Genomic DNA, 19,210 nt, shown 5'->3' on the forward strand with positions numbered 1-19,210 from the left:
AGATGACCGGCAAGTTCGAAAACAAGGTGGTGGTGGTCACCGGCGGCACCAGCGGCATCGGCCTGGCCACCGCCCGCGCGTTCGCGGCCGAGGGCGCCAGCGTGTTCATCACCGGCCGCCGCCAGGCCGAGCTGGACGCGGCGGTCAAGTCGATCGGCGGCAAGACGGTCGGCGTGCAGGCCGACATGTCCAAGCTGGCCGACATCGACCGCCTCTACGACGCCGTGCAGCAGCGCCACTCTCAGATCGACGCCCTGTTCGCCAACGCGGGCGGCGGCGACATGCTGCCTCTGGGCGCGATCACCGAGGAGCACTACGAGGATATCTTCGGCCGTAACGTGAAGGGCGTGATCTTCACCGTGCAGAAGGCGCTGCCGCTGCTGCGCGACGGGGCCAGCGTGATCCTGTCGGGCTCGACCACGGCCACCACCGGCACGGCCGCCTTCAGCGTCTACAGCGCCTCGAAGGCCGCCGTGCGCAACCTGGCCCGCAGCTGGACCCTCGACCTCAAGGATCGCGGCATCCGCGTCAACGTGGTCAGCCCGGGGCCGATCAAGACGCCCGGCCTGGTCGAGCTTGCCGGCTCGGATCCCTCCCAGCAGCAAGGTCTGCTCGACTACATGGCCAGCCAGACCCCGATCGGCCGCGTCGGCGCGCCCGAGGAGATCGCCAAGGCCGTGCTCTTTCTGGCCTCGGACGACTCCGCCTTCATGGCCGGTTCGGATTTCGCCATCGACGGCGGCGTGGCTCAGGTCTAGCCGGTAAAGGCCTTCCGCTCATTCGATGCTCCGAATGAGCGGAAGCCGGCCTCTGATACAAGAGGGGCTCGATCTCGGGCCCTTCGATGTGCTGGGATCAGCCTCAGGCTTCGCCTAGAAGGCGGGGCAGGCGAACTTGGCGGGTTGGCGCTGAGACACTTTCGGGGCGCAGCCGTGAACGAACATCTGGCAGACCTTGAAAAGCTCAGGGCGCGCATCGCAGGGCTCCGAGCCAAGACCACGGACAATGGCTGCACGGAAGCCGAAGCCATGTCGGCCGCCGCGAAGGTCGCCGAACTGCTCGATCGATACGACCTTTCCCTCACCGACGTTGAACTCCGCGATACGCTGTGCGAGCGGCGCGAGTACGAAACGCACCACAATAAGCGGATACCGTTGGGCGATTGCATCGTCGCCATCGCCAGTTTTTGCGATTGCCGAGTTTGGCGCGAGAAGGGCCCGACCGGAGAGCCACGGTACGTATTCTTTGGGCTCCCTTCGGATATTGAAGTCGCGCACTACCTGACCGAACTGATCGACGGCGCTGTTCGGTTCGAGCTTGGCCGCTACAAGACCTCTGCCGACTATCAGCGATTTCGGCACAAGGATCGACATGTGGCCAACGCCTCGTTCACTCTGGGCATGGTCACGTCCATCGCAGACAAGCTGACCGCGATGAAGGCCGGGCGCGACCGGGTGAACAGCGAAGCCGGGCGTGATCTCGTCGTTCTCAAGTCGGCTGTCGTTGATGCAGAACTCGACAAGCTCGATCTGAAACTGAGGGCCGTGCTCCGGCCAGCCCGCATGGTGGCGCCAGAGGCCTATGGGGCCGGCGGCGTCGCGGGCGCGTCTCTAGCCATCGATCTCGGCGGCCCGAAGACCGCGTAGCGCCCTGTCGCCACTGATCACTAAGTAAGCAAAAACTTCATTACAGTCCGATCTTCGGGGCTCACGTGCCGCGGGATGGCATCCCGCCTTGCCCGTGGCCCGGCTTTGTCGCACTGCTAGGGCAAGATGAGTCAGGCAGTCACGATCGAACTGGGGGAGGGCGGCGCGCACGACGCCCGCGCCCTGCGCAACGCTTTCGGGTGCTTCACCACGGGGGTCACCGTCGTCACGACGCTGGGGCAGGACGGTCGCCGCGTCGGCCTGACCGCCAATTCCTTCACGTCGGTGTCGCTGGACCCGCCGCTGGCTTTGGTCTGCGTCGACCTGAAGTCGTCCAGCCTGCCGGCCCTGGACGCCGCGGGCCGCTTCGCCGTCAACGTGCTGCACGCCGATCACCAGGCCCTGGCCCGGCAGTTCGTGCAGAAGGACACCGACCGCTTCGCCGGCGTCGAGACCGAGACCTGGCGCACCGGCGTGCCGATCCTGCCCGGCTGCATGGCCAATTTCGAATGCGAGACCCACCACGTCTTCGACGCCGGCGATCACCGGGTCTATGTCGGGCGGGTGGTCAAGCTGCGTTACGACCCCGACCACGAGCCGCTGGTCTACCTGCAGGGCCGGTTCCGCCGGGTGCATGTCGACGCGGAGTAGGCGGCTGAGAGGCCGGGGATAGATTTTCCACGATACGCGCCGTTTCTCGGATGCTAATGACGCCGAAAAATAGCGTTAGGGAGCGCATCATGCGAGACATCGCCCATTTCGTGAACGGCCAAGCCTTCAATGGCGCCTCGGGACGCTTCGGCGACGTCTTCAATCCCAACACCGGCGAGGTGCAGGCCCGCGTCCAGTTCGCGACCGACAGCGAGATCGACGCCGCCGTCCAGGCCGCAGCCAAGGCCCAGGTCGGCTGGGCGGCGACCAACCCGCAGCGCCGCGCCCGGGTGATGTTCGAGTTCAAGCGCCTGATTGAGCGCGACATGAACAGCCTGGCCGAGATCCTGTCGTCCGAGCACGGCAAGGTCATCGCCGACAGCAAGGGCGACATTCAGCGCGGCCTGGAAGTCATTGAATTCGCCTGCGGAATTCCGCACATCCTGAAGGGCGAGTACACCGAGGGCGCAGGCCCCGGCATCGACGTCTATTCGATGCGCCAGCCGCTGGGCGTCTGCGCGGGCATCACCCCGTTCAACTTCCCGGCCATGATCCCGATGTGGATGTTCGGCATCGCCATCGCGGTCGGCAACAGCTTCATCCTCAAGCCGTCGGAGAAGGATCCGACGGTTCCGCTGAAGCTGGCCGAGCTGATGATGGAGGCCGGCGCGCCCGAAGGCGTGCTCAACGTGATCCACGGCGACAAGAGCGCCGTCGACGCCATCCTGACCCACCCGCTGATACGCGCGGTCAGCTTCGTCGGCAGCTCCGACATCGCCCACTACGTCTACCAGACCGGCACGGCGCACGGGAAACGCGTCCAGGCCATGGGCGGCGCCAAGAACCACGGCCTCGTCCTGCCCGACGCCGACCTCGACCAGGTGGTCAAGGACCTGTCGGGTGCGGCCTTCGGGTCCGCGGGCGAGCGCTGCATGGCCCTGCCGGTGGTGGTGCCGGTCGGCAAGAAGACCGCCGACGAACTGCGCGAGCGCCTGGTCGCCGAGATCGACACCCTCAAGGTCGGCATCTCCACCGACACGGCCGCCCACTACGGCCCTGTGGTCAGCGCCCAACACCGCGCCAAGATCGCCGACTACATCCAGATCGGCGTCGACGAGGGCGCCGAGCTGGTGGTCGACGGCCGCGACTTTTCCCTGCAGGGCTTCGAGAAGGGCTTCTTCATCGGCCCGTCGCTGTTCGACGGCGTCAAGAAGGGCATGAAGACCTATCAGGAAGAGATCTTCGGCCCGGTGCTGCAGATGGTGCGCGCCGAAAGCTTCGAGGAGGCGATCGCCCTGCCGTCCGAGCACCAGTACGGCAACGGCGTGGCGATCTTCACCCGCAACGGCCGCGCCGCCCGCGAATTCGCCGCCCGCGTCAACGTGGGCATGGTCGGCATCAACGTGCCGATCCCGGTGCCGGTGGCCTATCATACCTTCGGCGGCTGGAAGCGCAGCGCGTTCGGCGACACCAACCAGCACGGCGTCGAGGGCGTGAAGTTCTACACCAAGGTCAAGACGGTCACGGCCCGCTGGCCGGAAGGCGATGTCGAGGACAGCGCCTTCGTCATCCCGACGATGAAGTAGGGAAAAGGGGGCGGCGGCGATGCGGCAGACCCGTCGAACCGTCGCCGCCGGCGTCCTGGCCTCGAGCCTGGCGCCTGGCGCGGCCCTGGCGGCCGCCGATCTGGCCCTTGTCGGCCAGTACGGCGCGCCCGGGGCGCCCGTCACGATCTTCGAGACCGACGACGGCGCCTTGGCCGTCTTCGCCCACGGCGGTCCGATCCGGCGGCTGTCGCCGATCGCTCCGGGCCGTTATGGCGTCGCGGGCGGCGGGGAACTACTGGCGACGGCGCGCGGCGTGCGGCTGGACGGTGCGGTCCTGCCGCGCCGCGACTTCGGCGCCGAGGTGCAGGCCGGCATCCGCCGCGCCGTTCGCGCCGATCCCAAGGCCTTGCGCGCCCGGGCCCTGGCCGCGACGCCGCCGATCGAGACGGGCGCTTTCCTGCCGTCCGACCTCGTCGACCTGGCCGCGATCGATCCGACGATCGCTTTCGACATCCGCTATGCCGGCCGCGACAACTTCATGGGGCTGAAGCTCTACGAGCGCTCGGCCGCCTGGCTGCAGCGCCCCGCCGCCGAGGCTGTCGGCCGTGCGGCCAAGGCCTTGGCGGCCCAGGGCTGGGGCTTGACCATCCACGACGCCTATCGGCCGTGGTTCGTGACCTGGATGTTCTGGGAGGCCACGCCGCCGGCCAGCCGCGTCTTCGTGGCCGATCCGGCCAAGGGCTCGCGCCATAATCGCGGATGCGCCGTCGACCTGACCCTGCACGACCTGAAAACCGGCGAGGTCGTCCTGATGCCCAGCCGCTACGACGAGATGTCGACCCGCTCCTATGCCGACTTCGCCGGTGGAACGGCCGGGCAGCGGGCCCTGCGCAGGATGCTGCGCGAGGCCATGGTCGCCCAGGGCTTCGAGGTCTATCCGGAAGAGTGGTGGCACTTCGACTACGGCGACTGGCGCCGCTATCCGATCGGCACGCGGACCTTCACCGAACTGGCGGGGTAGGACTCGATCCCGTCAGTCCAGCCAGTCGAAGCTGACGACGGCCCAGCCGTAGGAACGGATCCGCCAGCCGTCGGCCTCGCGCACCTGCACGAAGGTCCAGCCGCCCAGCTCCTTGAACGGCTTGCCGCCGCGTACGCCGCTCCAGCGGGTGGGCAGGGTGAAGTGGACAGTGTCGCCGTCGAGACCGAAGTCCTGCGGCGCCTCGAACGCGTGCTTCAGCCCGTCGATCGCGCCGACATGGCGGGTCATGATCGCCCGCCATTGCGTCAGGCCTTGCTGGCCCAGGAAGACGTGCGGCGCGAAGTTCTCGAGGATCGTCACGTCGCCGCCGGAGAACACGCCATCCAGCAGCGAGGCGTCCGCCGTCTCCAAGAACCGCGCCAAGGCCTCTGGCGCGACCATCATGGCGGCGTCGGGAAGGGCGGGCGCGGCTGGCTTGCTCATGGGTCGTGCTTACCGCCTCAGCCCCGTGGCCGCCAGGCCAGCACCGTCGCGCCCTCCACGCCCACGCGGCGGCATTGCGCCTTCATCGGGCAGGCCCCGCATTGCGGCGCATCGTGGGTGCAGACCAGCTGTCCCAGGCCGTGCTTCATCAGGCAGTGAAGCTCGAACAGGTCGTCGGCGCTCCAGGCCTCGGGCGCCAGGGCCATCAGCGCGTGATAGCTGTGGGTGGGGTCGCCCGGGCCGACCAGGCCCAGGCGCTGGGCCGTGCGGTGCACGTGGCTGTCGACCACCAGATCGCGCATGGCCAGGGTGCTGAAGTTGAGAACGCTGGCGGCGACCTTCTGGCCGACGCCGGGCAGGGCGCGCAGTTCGTGCCGGGCCTGCTCGACGGTGAGGTTGCGCAGGTGGCTCAGCGACAGCCAGCCGATGCGGTCCTGGATCATGCGCAGGGCGATCGGCAGGCGACGGGCCTTGTCCTCGGCATGGGTGACGTCGGCGATCAGCGCCAGCACCTGCTCGGGCCCGGCCGCGGCGAGCTCTTCCCAGGTCCGGAACGCGCCCTGCAGCCGCAGGAACGCGGCCCAGGACACCGCGTCCAGCGTGCGGTGGCTGATCGAAGACTTCACCAGCTGGGAGACGGGGTCCATCCGCGCCTTGGGGCGCTGGGGGCCGAAGGCGGCCAGCAGGACGTCGCGCGCGTCTTCCAGCGGCGATCGGGCCAGACAGAGGGACAGCTGCATGGGCTCGCCTCGCGTGAACATAATGAGAACATTATGCTCTACCGAAGCGATTGTCGAGCCGTGATCAGCCCCGACGGCGGGCGCGCCCCCACAGGACAGTGACCCGTCGGCGCAGGCGTTGCAGCGCCACCCGCACCGGCGTCGGCGCCGGATCGAGCGGCGGGCGCTCGTCGAGCGGCAGGTCAACACGCGCGAAACGTGCGATCAGGCTGCGCAGTTCGGGCTCCTGCACCGCCAGCGCGGCCTCGACCGGCGTCATCCAGCGCAGGGTGCGCTGGCCCTTCTCGGGCCAGGTCGCATGCTCGCCGGTGACCTTCATCGGGAAGACGTCGACCTTGACCAGGCGCCCCGCGCCGCTCTTGAGGCGCTTGAGGTACTCGTACTCTCCGAAGGCGGTCTCGACGATCACGCCGTCGAGCCCGGCCTCTTCATAGGCTTCCTGGGCGGCGGCCTGGTGGTCGAGCTTGCCTTTCATCGGCCAGCCCTTGGGGATCACCCAGCGGCGGGTCTCGCGCGAGGAGACGAGCAGGACCTCGAGCCCGGCGCCTTGCGCGCGCCAGGGCAGGGCGGCGACCTGGCGACGCTTGCCGCCGCCCTTGGCCCCGCCGGTCTGCTTGACCGTCCCGTCCGTCACTGCATCCAGAACCCGAGATAGTAGAACGCCACGGCCATCAGCCCGGCCGCCGGGAGCGTGACGATCCAGGCCGTCACGATGCTCTTTGCGATACCCCAGCGCACGGCCGAAACGCGCCGCGATGCGCCCACGCCGACAATAGCGCCGGTAATCGTGTGAGTCGTCGATACCGGAACGCCCAGATGCGTCGCAAGGAACAAGGTGATCGCGCCGCCGGTCTCCGCGCAGAAGCCCTGCATCGGCGTCAGGCGGGTGATCTTGCTGCCCATGGTGTGCACGATCCGCCAGCCGCCGAACAGCGTGCCAAGACCCATGGCCGCCTGGCAGGTGATCACCACCCAGAACGGGATGTGGCCCGGCTGGTGCGTGGCGCCGTGGGCGAACAGCAGGGCGGCGATGATGCCCATGGTCTTCTGGGCGTCGTTGCCGCCGTGGCCCAGCGAGTAGAAGGCCGCCGAGACGAACTGGAGCTTGCGGAACACCTTGTCGGCCCAGAACGGCGAGCTCTTCAGGAAGGTCCACGACACGATCAGCACCAGCAGCAGCGCCAGGGCGAAGCCGACGGTCGGCGAGACGATGATGCCGGCGGCGGTCTTGCCCAGGCCCGCCCACTGCACCGCGCCCAGGCCGCCGACCTTGGCGACCGAAGCGCCGACCAGGGCGCCGATCAGGGCGTGCGAGCTGGAGGAGGGGATCGCCAGCCACCAGGTGATCAGGTTCCAGCTGATCGCGCCCATCAGCGCCGCGAAGATCAGGCGATCGCTGATGATGTGCGGGTCGATGATGCCCGAGCCGACCGTCTTGGCCACGCCCAGCCCCACGAACAGAAAGGCGATGAAGTTGAAGAACGCCGCCCAGATCACCGCCCACTTGGCCGAAAGCACGCGGGTGGAGACGATGGTGGCGATCGAGTTGGCCGCGTCGTGCAGCCCGTTCAGGAAGTCGAACGCCAGGGCGACGACGACCAGGAACACCAGGATGAGAAGCGTGGGGTCCACGGCGCGGGCTCTTTAGACCTGCTCGACCACGATGCCGCTGATGCGGTTGGCCACGTCCTCGAAGCGGTCGACGACCTTTTCCAGGTGGCTGTAGATGTCGATGCCCACGATGAAGGCCATCGGATCCTTGTCGCGGTGGGCCAGGAACAGCTCCTTGCGACCGATGTCGTACATCTGGTCGGCCTGTTCCTCGATCTGGGTGATCTTGACGGCCAGGTCGCTGAGGCGCTGGGCGTTGTGGCGCATCTTGGGCAGCAGAGACACGGCCTCGGCGGTCAGGTCGGCGGCCTGGACGATGATCTGCGCCATCGCCTTCATCTGCGGCTCGAAGGTCGTGACCTCGAACAGGCTGACCACCTTGGCGGTCTTGCGCATCTGGTCGATGGCGTCGTCCAGCGACGTCGTCAGGTCCTGGATGTCGCTACGGTCGAAGGGCGTGATGAAGCTGCGGCGGACGGCCTGCATCACCTGGCGGGTGACCTCGTCGGCCTCTTCCTCGTGCTGGTTCACCCGAGCGGTGGCGGCCTCGATGCTGTCGGCGCCGCTCATCAGGTCGCTGAGCGCCTTGGAGCCGGCGACCAGCGTCGCGGCGTGCTGGGAGAAAAGGTCGAAGAACCGGTCTTCCTTGGGCATGATCGCCCGGAACAAACCCAGCATGTCGCTTCATCCTCTGTTCGAAGCGGCGGAACGAAAAACGCGGACGTCCGTACCGGGAGCATCCGCGCATTGGGCGGACCGGAACCACGGAAGCGCCGGGCTTTCAAGCCCCGTGTGAAACTTTTGTGACAAATCGCTGCTCTGGCCGGGGGTGAGGCGCATGGCGCTCGGCAGGTTGCGCAGCTTGCGGCAAGATGACGCTCCACCTCCCGGAGTCGCGCGCATGGCCTACACCCTGACGGTCAACGGATTGCCCCATACGGTCGACACCGAGCCCAGCACGCCCTTGCTGTGGGTGCTGCGCGACCTGCTGAACCTGGTGGGAACCAAGTACGGCTGCGGCGTCGCCCAATGCGGAGCCTGCACGGTGCATCTGGACGGCGCGCCGGTGCGCGCCTGCGTGACGCCGGTGTCGCGGGTCGGGACCAAGGCCGTGACCACCATCGAGGGCGTCGCCGCCAATCCGGTCGGCGCCAAGGTGCAGCAGGCCTGGAAAAGCCTCGACGTGCCCCAGTGCGGCTACTGCCAGGCCGGCCAGATCATGTCGGCGACCGCGCTGCTGACGGCGACGCCCAAGCCGACGGACAGCCAGATCGACGAGGCGATGGACGGCAACCTCTGCCGCTGCGCGACCTATCCGCGGATCCGCAAGGCCATCAAGTCGGCCTCCGGCCAGGCGGAGGCCTGAGGTCATGAACGCTCCCGTCCTCTCGCGCCGCCTGTTCCTGGCCTCGTCGACCGCCGTCGGCGGGGGACTCCTGCTGTCGTTCGACATCGAGGGCGAGGCTCAGGCCGCCGGACCGGCCACGCTCAGCGCCTATCTGAAGGTCTCGCCCGACGGCAAGGCGACCATCGCCTCGAAGATCCCCGAGGTCGGGCAGGGGATGCGCACGGCCCTGCCGATGATCATCGCCGAAGAGCTCGACGTGGCCTGGGAGGACGTGATCGTCGAGCAGGCCCTGGCCGACACCAAGGTCTATGGCCGCCAGGTCGCCGGCGGCTCGATGGCCACCACCCTGGAGTGGGACGGCATGCGCCGGGTCGGGGCCGCGGGCCGCTGGATGCTGATCCAGGCCGCCGCGGCGAAGCTGAACGTCCCGACCGCCGAACTGACCACCGAGCCGGGCTTGGTCGTCCACGCCGCCAGCGGCCGCAAGCTGGCCTATGGCGACCTGGCCCAGGCCGCCGCCGCCATCGCTCCGCCCGATCCCAAGACCTTGGCTCTGAAGGATCCCAAGGCCTTCCGCATCATCGGCAAGAGCCACGTCCAGACCGACACCGACGCCATCGTCACCGGCAAGCCGCTGTTCGGGATCGACGTGCGCCTGCCGGGGATGGTCTACGCCACCTTCCTCAAGGCCCCGACCTACGCGGCCAAGGTCGCCTCGGCCGACCTCGCCGCCGCCAAGGCCGTCAAGGGCGTGCGCGACGCCTTCGTGGTCGAGGGCGGCACGGCGCTGGACGGCCTGCTGCCCGGCGTCGCCGTGGTCGCCGACAGCTGGTGGGCGGCCCGCAGGGGCCGCAACGCCCTGGATGTCGCCTGGGCCGATCACCCGACCAGCGCCCAGAGCACCGCCTCGCTGGCCGCCAAGGCCGCCGAATTCGCCAAGACCGGCGCCCAGCGGGTGGCCCGCGCCGATGGCGACGTCACCGCCGCCCTGAAAGGCGCGGCCAAGGTCGTCAGCGCCGCCTACGACTATCCCTTCATCGCGCACGCGCCGCTGGAACCGCAGAACTGCACGGCCCGGGTCAAGGACGGCAAGGTCGAGATCTGGGCCCCGACCCAGAACCCCGAGCCCGGCCGCGCCCTGGTCGCCAAGACCCTGAACGTGCCGCCCGAGAACGTGACCATCCACCTGGTTCGCTGCGGCGGCGGCTTTGGCCGGCGCCTGATCAACGACTACATGGTCGAGGCCGCATTCATCGCCAGCAAGGTCGATGCGCCCGTCCAGCTGATCTGGACGCGCGAGGACGACATCCAGCACGATTTCTACCGCCCCGGCGGCTGGCACAACTTCACCGCCGGCCTCGACGCCAATGGCGAGCTCGTCGCCTGGCGCGACCACTTCGTCAGCTTCGGCGAGGGCGAGACCTTCGTGCGTTCGGGCGGCATGAACTCCACCCAGTTCCCGGCCGGCGCCGTGCCCAACTACCTGCACGAGGTGTCGGTGATGCCGCTGGGCATTCCCACCGGACCGTTGCGGGCGCCGGGCAACAACGCCTTCGGCTTCGTCATCCAGTCGTTCACCGACGAGGTGGCCCTGGCGGCCAAGACCGACCCGGTCGAGTTCCGCCGCAAGCTTTTGGGCGAGCCGCGCCTGATCGGTCCGGAGGGCCAGAACGACAGCTTCCACACCGGCCGCATGCGCGGGGTGCTCGATCTGGTCGCCGAGAAGTCCGGCTGGGGCCGCAAGCTGCCCAAGGGCCGGGGCCTTGGCGTCGCCTGCCACTTCAGCCACCTGGGCTACGTGGCCGTGGTCATGGAGGTGTCGGTCGCCAAGGGCGAGGTCAAGGTCGAGAAGGCCTGGGTCGCCGCCGACGTCGGCCGCCAGATCATCAACCCCACCGGCGCCGATCATCAGGTGCAGGGCTCGATCCTCGACGCCATCGGCAGCACGCTGCACCAGAAGATCACCTTCGAGAACGGCGCGGCGGTCGAAAGCAATTTCGGCGACTTCCCGCTGCTGCGGATGAGCCAGACCCCGCCGATCGAAGTGCACTACCTGCTCAGCGACAATCGCCCGACGGGGCTGGGCGAACCGGTGCTGCCGCCGGCCCCGGCGGCGCTCTGCAACGCCATCTTCGCGGCCACCGGCAAGCGCATCCGCAGCCTGCCGGTCGGCGACCAGCTGGCCTGATCGGAACAGGCCCGCGACATAGCGTCCCAAGGCCGCGCTTTGGTCTTGGGAACGCCAATTCTGAACCACGTTCTTAACCTTGTCGGCCGATCCTCGAAGCCTGAATTCGGGGAGCGGAACATGGGCGAACACGTCGAGACGCTGGTGATCGGGGCCGGGCCTGCCGGGCTTTCGGCGGCTCACGCCCTGGCCCGCGCCGGCCGGACGGTCACGGTGCTGGAGGCGCAGGGCTGCGTCGGCGGCGCGGCGCGCACGCTGTCCTTCGACGGCTTCCGGCTGGACGTCTCGGGCCGCCGCCTGTCCTCGGCCGATCCGGCCATTCGCGCCTTCTGGACCGCGCTGCTGCCCGACGAGCTCGACATCGCCCCCAGCGCCCTGCGCCTGGAAGGCGAGGGCGGGGCCCGCAGCCAGAGGGGCGCGGCGCTGGGCGCCCTGATCAGCGCCAAGCTTCGTCCGATCGCCAATTCCAAGACTCTGGGCGAGTGGCTGACCCGCCGCTTCGGGCGCCGCGTGGCGCGTCGCCTCAGCGCCTATGCCGAAAAGCTGTGGGCGCTGCGCCCTGAGGAAACGCCCGCCCAGCCGGCCTGCCCGAGCTTCCGCTCCGAGGCAGGGGTGCGGCCGCGTCTGGGCACCGGCCAGCTCTGGAAGGCCTGCGCCGAGGCCATCGGCCAGGCGGGCGGCGAAATCCGTCTCGAGCGCCTAGTCAGCGGCCTGCGCCGCGACCGCGCCAGCGGCGTCTGGACCGTGTCGGCCATCACGCCCGACGGCCGTGAAGAGATCTTCACCGCCGACCAGGTGATCTCGACCATGCCGCTGCGCGAACTGATGGGCGCGCTGACCCCGACCCCGATCAGTCTCTTCCACGCCTGCGAGCTGATGTATCGCGACCAGGTGACGGTCGCCTTCGCGGCTGCGCCCGGCCGCCGCCGCGCGCCGGCCCTGGCCGAGATCCACGGCGCGTCGATCAAGGCCGCGCGGGCTCGCGCGCTGGAAGGCGAGGCCCTGGCCCTCGACTACTACTGCTTCGAGGGCGACGCCCTCTGGACCGCCGACGACGAGGCCCTCATCGCCCAGGCGCAGGTCGAGGCCCGCCGCCTTGGCCTGATCGCCGCCGGCCCGGTCCGCGACGCCCAGGTGGTGCGCCAGCGCAAGGTCCACCCGATCCACGACGAGGCCTGCGACGAGCACCTGAAGATGATCGGCCTGGACCTGCGCCTGCACTTCGCCGGCCTGYACCTGGCCGGCCGCGCCGGCGTCCATGGCGACAGCGCCGAGGACCAGTCGATCCGCACCGGCCTGTCGGCCGCCGCCTGCGTCCTGAACCGCGTGATCGCCCCCAGCCGCATCGCCGCCTAGCCGCTCCGGATCTTCCTCATCCGGGGATCGGACGGATTTGTGGACGGGGCAGCCTGGGAACTTGTGCCTGCGCCGCCCCCTCAGTCGCTCCGCGACAGCTCCCCCAGAGGGGAGCATCTCAGGCTCAGATCCTCCCCTCTTAGGGTGAGGGTCCTGACACACCCGAGCCTACTCCCGACGCTTCAGGCCCCGGGCGCTCCAGCAGGCCAGGTGGACGAACGCGTCGGCCAGGGCGATGGCGGCGACCATGGCCACGACCCCGCACGCAATCACCACGACGATCGTCGACATGCCCGTTCTCCCAGCCGAAATCTGAACGGCGGGACCGGTTCGCGGTTCCGGTTGATACCGGTCTCAATGGGGAGTGAAGCGGTCTTGAGGTTGACAACGTTGTCACGTTCGGAGTGACTACGCCGTCCCGCGAAAGACGGACAGGGGAGTGAAACAGAGATGGCAGGCATGGGCGGCGCGTCGCCGGCGAGCGGCGTTGCGAGTGGAAAAGGGCAGGCGCTGCTGCCCTTCGTGATTCTTCTTTTCTTCGCCTGGGGCTTCTCGACCTGTCTGGTCGACCTCGTGGCTCCGGCGCTGAAGTCGCTGTTCTCGCTGAGCAACTTCGAGACCGGCCTGACCCAGTTCGCCTTCTTCATCGGCTATGCCGTCGTTTCGCTGCCGGCGAGCTTCCTGCTGGCCAAGGTCGGCTATCTGCGCACCGTCGTGGTCGGCCTGCTGATCATGATGATCGGCTGCCTGATGTTCGCCCCGGCCGCCAACGCAGGCGTCTACGAGGGCTTCCTCGCCGCGCTGTTCGTGCTGGCCTCGGGCATCACCATCCTGCAGGTGGCCGCCAACCCGCTGGTCGCCATCCTGGGCAAGAGCGAGACCGCCTCGGCCCGCCTGACCTTCGCCCAGTTCCTCAATTCGGTCGGCACCTTCCTGGCGCCCTTCGTCGGCGCGACGCTGATCCTCAGCCACATCGAGAAGGCCCCGGATCCGGCCACCCTGACCGCCGCCCAGCTGGCCGTCGTGCGCCACACCCAGGCCCAGGCAGTGCAGACGCCCTACCTGATCATCGCCGCCGTGCTGCTGGCTCTGGCCGTGCTGTTCTGGCTGCTGCGCAAGAACCCCGCCGCCCCGCGCGCCGAGAAGGCCGTCGGCGTCGGCGAGATGCTGGGCATGCTGAAGTATCCGCGCCTGGCCTTCGCCGTGCTGTGCATCTTCGTCTATGTCGGCGCCGAGGTGGCGATCGGCACCTACATGACCACCTACCTGACCCAGTCCAACACCATGGGCCTGACGCTGGCCAAGGCCGGCAGCATGGTCGCCTGGTACTGGGGCGGCGCCACGATCGGCCGTTTCTTCGGCTCGTTCATCCTGGCCAAGGTCTCGCCCGGCAAGGTGCTGACCGTCGCCTCGCTGGCCGCCATCGTGCTGATCCTGGTCTCGGCCTTCAGCGTCGGCCCGCAGGCCGGCTACGCCCTGATCGCCATCGGTTTCTTCAACTCGATCATGTTCCCGACCATCTTCACCCTGGGCATCGAGGGCATGGGCCACCGCACGCCCCAGGCCTCGGGCCTGCTGTGCATGGCCATCGTCGGCGGCGCCCTGATCCCGCCGGCGACCGGCTGGCTTGGCGACCACTTCGGGCTCGGCCTGGCCTTCCTGCTGCCGGCGGTCTGCTACCTGGTCATCGCCGCCTTCGGCTGGTCGGCCCGCAAGCCTGCGCCGGCGCTGTTCACCCAGGACGAACTGGCCACGGCTCCGGCCGAGTGAGGCCTTTCTAGAACCGGCCGGGCGTCCAACCGTCCGGCCCAGAGAGAAAGCGGCGGGGCGCCCAGCGCTCCGCCGTTTTTGCGTCGAGAGCATGGGCGGTCGGCTCGCGCGCGGCGGGGTTCGCCCCGCGGCCGGTCGAGGCGTACTCGGCGTAATAGGCCGTCCTGAAGGTGTCGGTCTTGCCCGGCGTCCATTCCCGCCACCCCTTGGGCTGCAGGTCGGCGTCGATCCTGGTCCGCAGGAAGACCACGCTGGCGTAGGGACGCCAGGCGCGCCCGAACCAGAGCTCGCCCACCTTCGGGTCGGCGGTGATCGTGCAGCGGTCGAAGACGTAGCCGCTGTCCTGCTCGGGGCTGCTCTTGCTCTGGGCGGTGATCATCACCGTGCCGTTGGCGATGCCGTGGATGGTGCAGCGGTCGAACACGGCCTTGCTGTCGCCGAAGATGAAGTCGACGTGGCCCTCGACGTAGCAGTCGCGGAAGTACTGCCGGCTGGGCGGCTTGCCCTTGCGGCTGGCGGCGTAGAGCGTGTCCTGCGCGCCCAACAGGCGCACCTTGTAGAGCTGGGCCCGGTCGCCCATCAGAGCCAGGGCGACGGCCTGCGAGGGCTTGTCGTTGTGGAGGTGGTAGTCGTTCTGGATGGTCAGGTTGCGGGCCAGGAAATCATCGCCCGACACCGTCACCGAAGAGGATTTCAGCGTGCCGCCGACGGTCGCCGAGGCGTCGCCGTAGACGAGCACCACGTCCTGCGGCCGCTTGCCCTTGCCGACCAGGCGCACGCCGCCCCGAGCCACGGACAGCTTCTCGCGATAGGTCCCGGGCGCGATGGCGATCTCGCCGCCAGTGTCGGGCAGGGCGTCGATGGCGGCCTGCAGCGTCCTGTGGTCGGCCTTGCCGTCCGTGGCCACCGTCAGCCGCAGCGGGGCGGCGCCGATCAGGGCGGTCAGCGCGGTGGCGGCCAGGGCCAGTCGCCCGAACAGACTGTAGTGAGCCAAGGGTGGTCCTCCCGACCTGTTTTCGCCAGGAGTATGACACCGGTGGACATCGCGCTAGTCGGCGCAAAAGAAAACGCCTCCGGCGGTGGGGCCGAAGGCGTTTTTTCGTTCGGTGCGTCGCCTTGACTACAAGGCGCGACGGCCCGCCAGCAGGTGATAGATGGCCAGGACGATCACCGCCCCGACCGTGGCCACCAGCAGGCTGTAGAGGTTGAAGCCCGATACGCCCGAGGCTCCGAACTGGTTGAACACGAAACCGCCGACCAGAGCGCCGACGATGCCGAGCACCAGATCGACGAGCAGGCTGCCGCCGCTGCGGCTAACGAGCTTGCTGGCGATGAAGCCGGCCACGAGACCCAGAACGATCCAGGCGAGAATGGACATGAGCGCCTCCTGAACATTTCCTGGCGCGCCTTGGCGCGTCTGATGCAGAGGAAAGGYGCTTCCCAAGACTTCGTTCCGACACGATCGCGTGTATCGGCGGCGAATATCAGCCGGCGTCGCTTGGAACTTCTCAGCGCTTGCCGACGCGCTCCTGGATCACCGCCAGCAGCTTTTCCACCGGGCCGCGGCCGAGCAGGATGAACAGGCCGGATCCGATGATCGCGCCGAACAGGAAGGAGAGGCTCATGGCGGCTCCGGAAAGTCGAGACGGGGAGGGGCGAGGGGCACCCTAGGGAGCCGGGGGCGCGTTTACCATGTGACACGCCGCCGCCCTTAATTCCCATCGGAGCAGTGGAGCTTTAAGTTTGGCTGGCGCCGGATCGCACAAAAACTGGTTCGACCGCCGCGCTCATATGCGCGAGCAGGAATTTCCAGTTTCGAAGCTTGGTGGTGCGTGTCGTCGCCGGGCTTTGCGTGCTTCTTGAGTTGAACGGCGGCTGATCACCGCCGAATGTGAGCAGGAACGACCCATGGCCCAGGCGACAGCCCCTTCCAGCCGCTTCATCAGCGGCTTCGGCGTGCAGGTGCTCGTCGGCATGGTCGTCGGCCTGGCGCTGGGCCTGCTGGCCCGCCGGCTCGGCGTCGACGAGGGTCAGGCGGGACACGCCCTGGCCGAGGCGCTGCACCAGGTCGGCTCGATCTTCATCCAGCTGCTGCGGGTGCTGGTGCCGCCGCTGGTCTTCACCGCCATCGTGGCCAGCATCGCCAACCTGCGCGAGCTGCAGAACGCCGCGCGGCTGGTCTGGAAGACGCTGCTGTGGTTCGGGATCACCGCCCTGATCGCCGTAGCCATCGGCATCACCCTGGGCGTCACCCTGCAGCCGGGCGCCCATGCGGCCCTCGACGTGGCCACCGCAGCCGCGCCGCGCACCAACGGCTCGTGGCTCGACTTCCTGACCAGCCTGGTGCCGTCCAACATCCTGGGCCTGAACGCCTCGACCAAGGTCGGCGAGGCCGGCGCCAGCACCTCGCTGTCGTTCAACGTGCTGCAGATCCTGGTCATCGCCCTGGCGGCCGGCATCGCCGCCCTGCGCGTCGGTCCGGCCGGCGAGGGCTTCCTGGCCTTCAACGCCTCGGCCCTGGCGGTCGTGCGCAAGGTGCTGAGCTGGGTGATCCGCCTGACGCCGATCGGCACGGTCGGCCTGCTGGGCAACGCCGTGGCGCAGTACGGCTGGACCACGCTGGGCCAGCTAGGCGCCTTCACCGGCGCGATCTATCTGGGCCTCGCGCTCGTGCTGTTCGTGGTCTACCCGATCCTGCTGACCGCGCATGGCCTCAATCCGCTGAAGTTCTTCGCCAGCGCCTGGCCGGCCATCCAGCTGGCCTTCGTGTCGCGCTCGTCGATCGGCACCCTGCCGGTGACCGAGACGGTCACGGAAGGCGGCCTGGGCGTGCCGCGGGCCTATGCCGCCTTCGCCGTGCCGCTGGGCGCGACGACCAAGATGGACGGCTGCGCGGCGATCTATCCGGCCCTGTCGGCGATCTTCATCGCCCAGTTCTACCACCTGCCGCTGGAGCTGACGGACTACGCCCTGATCGTCGCGGTCTCGGTGCTGGGCTCGGCGGCCACCGCCGGCCTGACCGGCGCCACGGTCATGCTGACCCTGACCCTGTCGACTCTGGGCCTGCCGCTCGAGGGCGCGGGCCTGCTGCTGGCCATCGACCCGATCCTCGACATGGGCCGCACGGCGGTGAACGTCGCCGGCCAGGCCTTGGTGCCCACGCTGGTGGCCAAGCAGGAAGGTATTCTCGACCAGGCCGCCTACGACGCCGCCGCGGGCGTCGCGCCCGCCGCTTCCCAGGAAGGGGACGTGGTCACGCAGTCCTGACGAGCTCGGGCCGGGTGCGCAGCCGCGTGGCGTCACGCAGCGGCGGCGCCCCGAACAGGCGGCTGTACTCGCGGCTGAACTGCGAGGGGCTGTCGTAGCCGACATTGTGGCCGGCCGTGGCGGCGTCCAGGCCCTGGGCCAGGATCAGCCGCCGCGCTTCCTGCAGGCGCAACTGCTTCTGGTACTGCAGCGGGCTCATCGCCGTGATCGCCTTGAAGTGCTGGTGCAGCGCCGAGGGGCTCATCCGCGCCTCGGCCGCCAGCGTCTCCATGCGGAACGGGCGCTGATAGTTGGCCTTCAACCAGTGAATGGCGCGCGAGACCTGCCCCAGGCGGCTTTCGCAGGCGGCGATCTCGCGCAGGCGCGGCCCCTGGTCGGTGCGCAGCAGGCGATAGAGGATTTCGCGCTGGATCAGCGGCGCCAGCACCGGAATGTCGGCCGGCGTCTCCAGCAGCCGCACCAGCCGCACGATGGCGTCGAACAGCTCGGGCGTGGTGGCGCCGAGCGCGAGGCTGGGCGCGGGCGCGTTGCGGACGGGGCCCGGGTCGATCTCGAGGATCAGCTCGTTCAGCCGGCGCGGATCGATGTCGAGGCGGACGCAGAGATAGGGCGCGTCCGAGCTGGCCTCGATGACCTGGCCGACGACGGGCACGTCGACCGACACGACGAGAAAGCGGGCGTGGTCGTAGATGTAGACTTCCTCGCCCAGCATCACCTGCTTGCGACCCTGGGCGATGATGCAGACGGCGGCCTCGTGGACGCCATGGACCGGCGGGCTCGGCTGCGACATGCGTGCCAGCCACATGCCGCCGATCGCGGTCGGGTGAACGCCGTCGGTCGTGACGGATCGTTCAATCGCCTCGGCCAGAGCGGGATGGCGAGGGCAGCCAGCCTGAGCTAGCGCTGAGTTGATGAGCATGACGCTAGGTTAGCGCAAACTCGCGCCGGCGCCCATGCGGGCGGAAGCGCTCTTGCAGGATCGTGCAAGAATTCCGGGCGATCATGCGCCCGGTCGGCCTCAGGGGTGGAGGATCAGCGACCGCGGGGTGGCCTCGAACCGCGACAGGCGGCCCAGATAGCTCATGCCCAGCAGCGAGGTCTCCAGACCGCTCTCGATGACCAGGGCGTCGACATTGGCCACCTTGGCGCCGGCGATCGCCACGCTGCCCAGCTTCACCGAGGCCGCGCGCGTGCGGCCATCGGCGGTAACGACGTCGTATTCGTAGTTCAGCTTGCTGACGTCGATGCCCAGGCGCTGGGCGTCGGCCTTGCTGAGAGAGACGGCGGTGGCGCCGGTGTCGACGAGAAAGCGAACGGCGCGGCCGTCGACCTTGGCCTCGGCCCAGAAATGACCGTCGGGACCCTTGGTCAGTTGCGCGGCGCCGGCTCCGCCCGCGTCGCCGAGCGTGGCGGCCGCCGCGGTGGCGGGGACGGTGCGCGGGGATTGACGGAGCGTGCTGTCCAGCGAGGTCACGGCCTTTGCCGCGCCCACCGCAGACAGCGCACCGACAATCGCGATCGCCGTGAACTTGAACATCGAAGACACCCCGCCTTGCAGGCTTTGTGGTCGTTTCTACGACCCTTGCCTCGCACCTTAGGCGGCAAGGCGTTTGCAAGCGGT

20 protein-coding genes are annotated in these 19,210 nt (G+C 68.8%); 10 read left to right on the forward strand and 10 right to left on the reverse strand.

Features of this window, described 5'->3' with window-relative positions; all coding sequences use genetic code 11:
- Positions 1-2 precede the first annotated feature (2 nt).
- The 5 genes from AC1DCG_RS09320 (at position 3) to AC1DCG_RS09340 (ending at position 4,865) form a co-directional block, all read left to right on the forward strand.
- Complete coding sequence (locus AC1DCG_RS09320) at positions 3-758, forward strand: SDR family oxidoreductase (RefSeq protein ID WP_477030150.1); 756 nt, start codon at positions 3-5, stop codon at positions 756-758.
- A 174-nt stretch (positions 759-932) separates the two neighbouring features.
- Entirely contained in the window at positions 933-1,646 is a 714-nt protein-coding gene (locus tag AC1DCG_RS09325) for a DUF2786 domain-containing protein (RefSeq protein WP_477030151.1), read from the forward strand.
- Between the two features lie 126 nt (positions 1,647-1,772).
- Complete coding sequence (locus tag AC1DCG_RS09330) at positions 1,773-2,297, forward strand: flavin reductase family protein (protein ID WP_101717335.1); 525 nt, start codon at positions 1,773-1,775, stop codon at positions 2,295-2,297.
- A gap of 89 nt (positions 2,298-2,386) precedes the next feature.
- The gene (locus tag AC1DCG_RS09335; RefSeq protein WP_477030152.1) at positions 2,387-3,883 is read left to right on the forward strand and encodes a CoA-acylating methylmalonate-semialdehyde dehydrogenase; all 1,497 of its coding nucleotides are present in this window, start codon (positions 2,387-2,389) and stop codon (positions 3,881-3,883) included.
- A gap of 19 nt (positions 3,884-3,902) precedes the next feature.
- Positions 3,903-4,865: a M15 family metallopeptidase gene (locus AC1DCG_RS09340; RefSeq protein WP_477030153.1), complete on the forward strand. Its 963-nt coding sequence runs from the start codon at positions 3,903-3,905 to the stop codon at positions 4,863-4,865.
- A gap of 12 nt (positions 4,866-4,877) precedes the next feature.
- Here the strand turns inward: AC1DCG_RS09340 and AC1DCG_RS09345 are convergent, their stop codons facing one another.
- The 5 genes from AC1DCG_RS09345 to AC1DCG_RS09365 form a co-directional block, all read right to left on the reverse strand.
- Positions 4,878-5,309, reverse strand: coding sequence for a hypothetical protein (locus AC1DCG_RS09345; RefSeq protein WP_477030154.1), 432 nt, complete (start codon positions 5,307-5,309; stop codon positions 4,878-4,880).
- A gap of 17 nt (positions 5,310-5,326) precedes the next feature.
- On the reverse strand, positions 5,327-6,049 hold the full coding sequence (locus AC1DCG_RS09350; RefSeq protein WP_477030155.1) for an endonuclease III domain-containing protein: 723 nt from the start codon (positions 6,047-6,049) through the stop codon (positions 5,327-5,329).
- Positions 6,050-6,113: 64 nt separating this feature from the next.
- Positions 6,114-6,683 carry an NUDIX hydrolase gene (locus tag AC1DCG_RS09355; RefSeq protein ID WP_477036850.1) on the reverse strand — a complete coding sequence of 190 codons (570 nt, stop codon included), beginning with the start codon at positions 6,681-6,683 and terminating at the stop codon, positions 6,114-6,116.
- Positions 6,680-7,681, reverse strand: a complete 1,002-nt coding sequence (locus AC1DCG_RS09360; RefSeq protein WP_477030157.1) for an inorganic phosphate transporter — start codon at positions 7,679-7,681, stop codon at positions 6,680-6,682. The genes AC1DCG_RS09355 and AC1DCG_RS09360 overlap by 4 nt, the downstream gene beginning before the upstream one ends.
- A 12-nt stretch (positions 7,682-7,693) precedes the next feature.
- Positions 7,694-8,338 carry a DUF47 domain-containing protein gene (locus AC1DCG_RS09365; protein WP_477030158.1) on the reverse strand — a complete coding sequence of 215 codons (645 nt, stop codon included), beginning with the start codon at positions 8,336-8,338 and terminating at the stop codon, positions 7,694-7,696.
- A gap of 223 nt (positions 8,339-8,561) precedes the next feature.
- On the opposite strand from AC1DCG_RS09365, the gene AC1DCG_RS09370 reads away from it, so the two are divergent.
- The 3 genes from AC1DCG_RS09370 to AC1DCG_RS09380 all read left to right on the forward strand — a co-directional run bounded on the left by AC1DCG_RS09370 (position 8,562) and on the right by AC1DCG_RS09380 (position 12,552).
- The gene (locus AC1DCG_RS09370; RefSeq protein ID WP_477030159.1) at positions 8,562-9,026 is read left to right on the forward strand and encodes a (2Fe-2S)-binding protein; all 465 of its coding nucleotides are present in this window, start codon (positions 8,562-8,564) and stop codon (positions 9,024-9,026) included.
- 4 nt (positions 9,027-9,030) lie between these two features.
- Positions 9,031-11,196 carry a xanthine dehydrogenase family protein molybdopterin-binding subunit gene (locus AC1DCG_RS09375; protein WP_477036848.1) on the forward strand — a complete coding sequence of 722 codons (2,166 nt, stop codon included), beginning with the start codon at positions 9,031-9,033 and terminating at the stop codon, positions 11,194-11,196.
- A 120-nt stretch (positions 11,197-11,316) separates the two neighbouring features.
- Positions 11,317-12,552: an FAD-dependent oxidoreductase gene (locus AC1DCG_RS09380; protein WP_477041464.1), complete on the forward strand. Its 1,236-nt coding sequence runs from the start codon at positions 11,317-11,319 to the stop codon at positions 12,550-12,552.
- A 168-nt stretch (positions 12,553-12,720) separates the two neighbouring features.
- Here the strand turns inward: AC1DCG_RS09380 and AC1DCG_RS09385 are convergent, their stop codons facing one another.
- Positions 12,721-12,843: a hypothetical protein gene (locus AC1DCG_RS09385; protein WP_477030162.1), complete on the reverse strand. Its 123-nt coding sequence runs from the start codon at positions 12,841-12,843 to the stop codon at positions 12,721-12,723.
- 231 nt (positions 12,844-13,074) lie between these two features.
- Between AC1DCG_RS09385 and AC1DCG_RS09390 the strand changes: the two genes are divergently transcribed.
- Positions 13,075-14,322: a sugar MFS transporter gene (locus tag AC1DCG_RS09390; protein WP_477030163.1), complete on the forward strand. Its 1,248-nt coding sequence runs from the start codon at positions 13,075-13,077 to the stop codon at positions 14,320-14,322.
- A gap of 7 nt (positions 14,323-14,329) precedes the next feature.
- On the opposite strand, the gene AC1DCG_RS09395 is transcribed toward AC1DCG_RS09390, so the two are convergent.
- Together AC1DCG_RS09395 and AC1DCG_RS09400 are read right to left on the reverse strand one after the other, a co-directional pair.
- Positions 14,330-15,316 (reverse strand): pectinesterase family protein, encoded by a 987-nt coding sequence (locus AC1DCG_RS09395; RefSeq protein ID WP_477030164.1) that lies wholly within the window; start codon positions 15,314-15,316, stop codon positions 14,330-14,332.
- A gap of 126 nt (positions 15,317-15,442) precedes the next feature.
- On the reverse strand, positions 15,443-15,700 hold the full coding sequence (locus AC1DCG_RS09400; RefSeq protein WP_101713103.1) for a GlsB/YeaQ/YmgE family stress response membrane protein: 258 nt from the start codon (positions 15,698-15,700) through the stop codon (positions 15,443-15,445).
- A 530-nt stretch (positions 15,701-16,230) separates the two neighbouring features.
- On the opposite strand from AC1DCG_RS09400, the gene AC1DCG_RS09405 reads away from it, so the two are divergent.
- Entirely contained in the window at positions 16,231-17,589 is a 1,359-nt protein-coding gene (locus AC1DCG_RS09405; protein ID WP_477036845.1) for a dicarboxylate/amino acid:cation symporter, read from the forward strand.
- Here AC1DCG_RS09405 and AC1DCG_RS09410 read toward each other — a convergent pair.
- The gene (locus AC1DCG_RS09410; protein WP_477030166.1) at positions 17,576-18,508 is read right to left on the reverse strand and encodes an AraC family transcriptional regulator; all 933 of its coding nucleotides are present in this window, start codon (positions 18,506-18,508) and stop codon (positions 17,576-17,578) included. The two genes, AC1DCG_RS09405 and AC1DCG_RS09410, sit on opposite strands and share 14 nt — an antisense overlap.
- A 99-nt stretch (positions 18,509-18,607) precedes the next feature.
- Positions 18,608-19,135, reverse strand: coding sequence for a TIGR02281 family clan AA aspartic protease (locus AC1DCG_RS09415; protein WP_477030167.1), 528 nt, complete (start codon positions 19,133-19,135; stop codon positions 18,608-18,610).
- Positions 19,136-19,210 lie beyond the last annotated feature (75 nt).

Source organism: Caulobacter sp. 10L414 (genome assembly GCF_056395525.1).

What these genes read in the sequence shown, in the direction of transcription:
- AC1DCG_RS09320 (WP_477030150.1), top strand. Translation starts at nt 3, where the DNA reads ATGACCGGCAAGTTCGAAAACAAGGTGGTGGTGGTCACCGGCGGCACC.
- AC1DCG_RS09330 (WP_101717335.1), top strand. Translation starts at nt 1,773, where the DNA reads ATGAGTCAGGCAGTCACGATCGAACTGGGGGAGGGCGGCGCGCACGAC.
- AC1DCG_RS09335 (WP_477030152.1), top strand. Translation starts at nt 2,387, where the DNA reads ATGCGAGACATCGCCCATTTCGTGAACGGCCAAGCCTTCAATGGCGCC.
- AC1DCG_RS09340 (WP_477030153.1), top strand. Translation starts at nt 3,903, where the DNA reads ATGCGGCAGACCCGTCGAACCGTCGCCGCCGGCGTCCTGGCCTCGAGC.
- AC1DCG_RS09345 (WP_477030154.1), bottom strand. Translation starts at nt 5,309, where the DNA reads ATGAGCAAGCCAGCCGCGCCCGCCCTTCCCGACGCCGCCATGATGGTC.
- AC1DCG_RS09350 (WP_477030155.1), bottom strand. Translation starts at nt 6,049, where the DNA reads ATGCAGCTGTCCCTCTGTCTGGCCCGATCGCCGCTGGAAGACGCGCGC.
- AC1DCG_RS09365 (WP_477030158.1), bottom strand. Translation starts at nt 8,338, where the DNA reads ATGCTGGGTTTGTTCCGGGCGATCATGCCCAAGGAAGACCGGTTCTTC.
- AC1DCG_RS09370 (WP_477030159.1), top strand. Translation starts at nt 8,562, where the DNA reads ATGGCCTACACCCTGACGGTCAACGGATTGCCCCATACGGTCGACACC.
- AC1DCG_RS09375 (WP_477036848.1), top strand. Translation starts at nt 9,031, where the DNA reads ATGAACGCTCCCGTCCTCTCGCGCCGCCTGTTCCTGGCCTCGTCGACC.
- AC1DCG_RS09385 (WP_477030162.1), bottom strand. Translation starts at nt 12,843, where the DNA reads ATGTCGACGATCGTCGTGGTGATTGCGTGCGGGGTCGTGGCCATGGTC.
- AC1DCG_RS09400 (WP_101713103.1), bottom strand. Translation starts at nt 15,700, where the DNA reads ATGTCCATTCTCGCCTGGATCGTTCTGGGTCTCGTGGCCGGCTTCATC.
- AC1DCG_RS09405 (WP_477036845.1), top strand. Translation starts at nt 16,231, where the DNA reads ATGGCCCAGGCGACAGCCCCTTCCAGCCGCTTCATCAGCGGCTTCGGC.
- AC1DCG_RS09410 (WP_477030166.1), bottom strand. Translation starts at nt 18,508, where the DNA reads ATGCTCATCAACTCAGCGCTAGCTCAGGCTGGCTGCCCTCGCCATCCC.